Source organism: Sphingomonas sp. (assembly GCF_019746665.1).
Lineage (GTDB): Bacteria > Pseudomonadota > Alphaproteobacteria > Sphingomonadales > Sphingomonadaceae > Sphingomonas.
In genome coordinates this window covers 1-4,933 of the sequence record NZ_JAIERS010000018.1, presented here as the reverse complement: position 1 = coordinate 4,933, position 4,933 = coordinate 1, and the positions used below count along the sequence as shown (strand labels likewise).

At 68.6% G+C, this 4,933-nt stretch carries 3 protein-coding genes; 1 reads left to right on the top strand and 2 read right to left on the bottom strand.

Translation table 11 applies throughout. The features are described 5' to 3' along the window. Window positions 1-38: 38 nt before the first annotated feature. Together K2X73_RS12030 and K2X73_RS12025 are read right to left on the bottom strand one after the other, a co-directional pair. Window positions 39-1,280, bottom strand: a complete 1,242-nt coding sequence (locus K2X73_RS12030; protein ID WP_294111199.1) for a HAMP domain-containing sensor histidine kinase — start codon at window positions 1,278-1,280, stop codon at window positions 39-41. Next, the gene (locus K2X73_RS12025; RefSeq protein ID WP_294111198.1) at window positions 1,277-1,993 is read right to left on the bottom strand and encodes a response regulator; all 717 of its coding nucleotides are present in this window, start codon (window positions 1,991-1,993) and stop codon (window positions 1,277-1,279) included. The genes K2X73_RS12030 and K2X73_RS12025 overlap by 4 nt, the downstream gene beginning before the upstream one ends. A gap of 122 nt (window positions 1,994-2,115) precedes the next feature. Here K2X73_RS12025 and K2X73_RS12020 point away from each other — a divergent pair, with 122 nt between their 5' ends. Then, a complete protein-coding gene (locus K2X73_RS12020; protein WP_294111196.1) occupies window positions 2,116-4,827 on the top strand; it encodes a TonB-dependent receptor in 2,712 nt (903 codons plus the stop codon). Window positions 4,828-4,933: the final 106 nt, after the last annotated feature.

Below are 4,933 nucleotides of genomic sequence, written 5' to 3'. Positions count from 1 at the left end.
GGCGCGTCGGATGACGGGCAATCATCCGCTCGTTTGCCTTACCGTCCGATCTGCCCCTGATCTGTGATACGCTCGCGGAGCAGCCGCTCGCGCTCGGCGGAGGGGATGCCCGGGCCCTGATCGGCGACCGCGACGAGGACATGTCCGTCCGCCCGGCGCACCGCCACCGTGCCGCCCCCGGCATAGGCGAGCGCGTTGCCGAGGAGGTTCTCGATCGCGCGGCGGAAAGCGAGCATGGGCACGGTGACGCGCGCCTCCTCGCCGGGCAGCAGGCGGATCGGCGCGCCGCCCTCGGCCATCTCATCGACGATCGCGGCGAGGAGCGGGCGGACGTCGAGCACCTCGACAGGCGCCGCCGCTCCGCGCGCATAGGCCAGCACTTCGTCGATCATCGCCTGCATCCGCTCGACATCGGCGACCATGCGACCGCGCTGCGGCTCGGGCGCGGTCTCCAGCCGCAGACGCAGGCCGGTGAGCGGAGTGCGCAGATCATGCGCGATCGCGGTCAGGATGCGCGCGCGCTCCGCCGCTTCGATCGCGAGCCGGTTGCGCATCGTCGCGATCGTCGTCGCTGCTTCGCGCAGCTCGCGCGGGCCGTCCTGCGGCACCACCGCGTGATGATGATCGAGCGCGCCGGCGAGCGCGCGGAACGGCCGCGTCAGGCGGCGCGCGAAGATCCACGCCATCGGCGCGAGCAGCGCCAGGCTGACCGCGAGTGCGATCAGGATGTTGCGCTGCCAGCCGGCGAGCAGGGGCTGCGCCGGCGCGACGCTCAACCAGCGATTATCGGCTTGGCGCACGCTGGCGGTGAAGGCCGGGAGCGGCAAACCGAGCAGCGGATTGCGCACCGCGCGGGACACCGTGGTCGGCGTGACAAGTTCGAAGGTGTTGTTCTTGCGTTGTAAAAGGACGAGCGACGGCGGCAGCTTCATCGCCTGAGCGGTTACCACGGTGGTCCGCACGCCGCCGCTGAACGCGCTCGCGACCGACCGCCGATCGAACCAGCTGACATGAACGTCGCGCGGCGATCGGTTGAGTTCGGCGGCGATCAGCCCTTCAAGCATTCGCACGCCCGCGCCCTTGGGCTTTTCGGGCAGCAGCCGGCGCTCGAAGCCGGGTACCGGGCGTTGCAGCGCGGCGATCGCGTCCATCGCGCTGGTGCGCTGGGTTGGCGGCGGCGGCGCCAGGATAACGATGGCGGCGGTGGTCGCGACACTCAGCGTCGCGACGGTGACGCCGAAGCCCCCGATCGAGACGAGCGCACTCGGTGCGCGCTTCATGCCGGGCGCACCGTCGGCACGAAGCGATAGCCAACGCCGCGCACCGTTTCGATCAGCGGCGCGGGGTCCGCCTCGGCGAGTTTGCGGCGCAGGCGGCTGACGGCGATGTCGATCGCGCGGTCATAGCTCGCCGCGTCGATCCCGCGGGCAAGGTCGAGCAGCACGTCGCGCGTCAGCACCCTCCCCGGCCGCGCGACAAAGGCGGCGAGCAGCGCGTGTTCGCCCTCCGAAAGCGCGAGCACGCGGCCGGCCGGATCGCGCAGGCGGCGCTGCTCGACGTCGAGCCACCAGCCGGCGAAGGTCACCCCGCTCCGTGGCGCCTCGCCGCGCTCGGCGACCGGGCGGCGGAGCAGCGCGCGCACCCGCGCGAGCAGTTCGCGCGGCTCGAACGGTTTGGTGAGGTAATCCCAGGCGCCCACTTCCAGTCCCACGATCCGGTCGGTCACATCGTCGAGCGCGCTCAGCATCAGGATCGGCGTTCCCGCGGGCGCCAATCGGCGACAGAGCGAAAGCCCATCCTCGCCCGGCATCATCACGTCGAGCACGATCAGGTCGCTTGGCGCCGCCTGAAGCTGGCGCTCGCAACTCGCGGCATTGGGGGCGGTGCGCACCGCATAGCCGTGCGCGCCGAGGAATTCGGCGATGGCATCGCGGATGCTGGCGTCGTCATCGACGACAAGAACGGTGCTGGTGGCGGTGGCTTCGGGCTCCATGACGATGCTTCGTAACGCGGCTGTGTAGCATTTGCGTATCAGCAACTGTTACCCGCGCGCCATCACCGCGCTACCCGATCCTGCTTTCACGCCGGCCCGACGATCTATTCTGGAGGACAGGCGTGAAGACCAAATTTGCTTTGCTCGCGGGGGTAGTGGCGGGGATGGCGCCGTGCGCGCTGATGGCGCAGCAAGTGCCGGCCCCGGCGACGGGGAGGCCCTCCCCCGGGACGGGCGAGGCGCCGCCGCCGGGCGAGACGCCGCCGAAGAAACTGCAGTTCCGTGGCGCCGACGGCAAGCCGCTACCCCCCGAAATTCAGAAGCTGCTGGAGGAGCAGTTCAAGAACGGCGTACCCGCCTCGGGGACCGTGCTGACGCTTCCCGCCGCCAAGGACGGGCAGGCCCCCACGCCGCCCGCGGACACGGCAAATCCAAACCCCGGCGGGACCGCACCGGGCGGGCCGGCCGGGCCGAACAAGCCGCAATTCCGCAGCCTGGACGGCAAACCGCTCCCGCCCGAAATCCTCCGCCAGCTGGAAGAGCAATTCAAGGATGGCGTGCCCGGCGAAAAGGGGGCCGCGCCGCGCGGCGCTGCCCGCGCAAGCAACGGCGATGTCGTCGTCTCCAGTTCGCGGCCGCGCGGCTCGGTGGTCGGCAACATCCCGCCCGAGCGCAGCTTCAGCCAAGTCGATCTGCGCGCGTTCGGCGCCGACAATATCGGCGCGCTGCTCGAGGCGATCAGTTCGCAAACTAGCAGCAATCGCGGCCGCGGCGGCGGCGGCCCGGTGACCTTGCTCAACGGCAAGCGCGTTTCGGACTTTTCGGAGATCGCCCGCATCCCTTCCGAAGCGATCGAGCGGATGGAGATTTTTCCCGAGGAACTGGCGTTGAAATATGGCTATCGCGCCGATCAGAAGGTGGTGAACATCGTCACCTTCCAGCGCTTTCGCTCCAAGATCGGGCAACTCGCCTTCGTCACGCCGGGCGAGGGCGGACGCGAGAGCGGGGTCGCGAATGGCGATTTGCTGGCGATCAACGGCGACACGCGGATGAGCCTGGGCGCGACCTATAACCGCGCCGCCGCTTTGCTCGAAAGCGAGCGCGACGTGCGCCAGTTCGCGGGCATGCCCGAACTCGCTCGCTTTCGCACGCTGCTGCCCGAAAGCGAGCAATTCGGCCTGAACGGGGTGATCAGTGGGCCATTGCTCCAGGATGTGGCGGCCACGCTTAACGGCCGGTTCGATGTCACCCAGAGCGACGGTCTGCTCGGGCTTGGCCTCACCGGGCCGATACGCCGCGCCACCGATCGCACCTTTGGCCATCTCGGCACCACCATCAACGGCCGCGTCGGCCGCTGGCAGTGGACGGTGACGAGCAATTACGACCATATCGACAACAAGGTGCTGACCGACGCAATCGACGGCAGCGGGCGGCGCGACTTGTCGCTCTCGACCGACCGGCTCGCCAATGCCGATTTCCTATTTTCCGGCCCGGTGTTCTCGCTACCGGGCGGACCACTGACCGCGAGCGTGCGGCTCGGCGCCGATTTCCGTGATTTCACCAGCCGCGCCACCTTCGGCGCCACCGATGTCCGCGCCGATCTGTCGCGCGACCGCGGCGCCGCGCAGATCGATATCGACCTGCCGATCTTGAACCGCGCGGAAAACCAGGCATCGCCGCTCGGCAACCTATCGCTCAACGCCAATGCCGCGGTCGAGCGACTGTCGGACGCGGGGACGCTGCGCACCTATGGCTATGGCCTCAGCTGGTCCCCCGTCCCGGCGATCAACATTGTCGCCTCCGCGACGCAGGAGGAAGGCGCACCGACGCTGGAGCAGCTGGGCGGCCCGCTGCTGGTGACGCCCAATTCCCGCACCTTCGATTTTCTCCGGCGCGAGGTTGTCGATATCGCGCGCGTCTCGGGCGGCAATGCGCTGCTGCGCACCGATGATCGCGAGACCGTTCGGTTCGGGCTGAACGTCCACCCGCTGGCCAAGACCGACTTGTCCCTCAGCTTCGATTATGTCTCGACCCGGATCGAGAATCCGATCGCGCCCTTTCCGATCCTGACCGCGCAGATCGAGGCGGCCTTTCCCGAACGCTTCGCCCGCGACGCGCAGGCGCGGCTGGTGGGGATCGACGGCCGGCCGGTCAATTTCGCCGAGGCCAATCGCGACCAGATTCGCTGGGGCATCAACTTCACCCGCCCGCTTGGGGAAGTACCGGCGATCCTGCGCGATGCCCGTGTGCGCGTGTTCAACAGCGAGGCCGATGTCCGCCGCGCCTTCCCCAACGCGGTCCTGGCGCAGGCCGACAGCAGCAGCGCGCTCGGGCGCGGCGCCGCCAATCTCACCAGCCGGCTGTTCCTCAGCCTCTATCACAACTGGTATCTGGAGGACTCGATCCGGTTGCGGAACGGCGCGCCCACGCTTGATCTGCTGACCGGCGGTGCGGTCGATTTCCTCGGCGGCCGGCGCCAGCACGAAATCGAGTTCCAGGCGGGCGCCTTCAAGAAGGGGTTCGGCGCGCGCCTGACCGCCACCTGGCGCAGCGGCACCGAGATTCGCGGCTTCGGCGGACCCGACGGCGTGCTGCGCTTCAATGACTATGCGGTGGTGAATCTGAACCTGTTCGCCAATCTCGGCGAACGCTATGGCACATCACACGCGCCCGGCTGGCTCAAGGGGATGCGCGCGACGCTGGGCGTGACGAACTTGTTCAACACCCGTCCGCAGGTGCGCGACGAAACCGGCGCGACGCCGATCAGCTATCAGCCCGCCTATCTCGACCCACTGGGGCGGACACTAACATTCAATCTGCGCAAGGTGTTTTAAGATTGACGACCGAAGATGCAGGCGTGAAGCTAGGGCTGGGACTCATAAGCACCATATGATGGCGGCGGCGAGGTGGATGCTGCCTAGGAAGATGTCGGCGCGCCGG

Coding starts and splice junctions, on each gene's coding strand:
- K2X73_RS12025 (WP_294111198.1), bottom strand. CDS start 1,993: ATGGAGCCCGAAGCCACCGCCACCAGCACCGTTCTTGTCGTCGATGAC.
- K2X73_RS12030 (WP_294111199.1), bottom strand. CDS start 1,280: ATGAAGCGCGCACCGAGTGCGCTCGTCTCGATCGGGGGCTTCGGCGTC.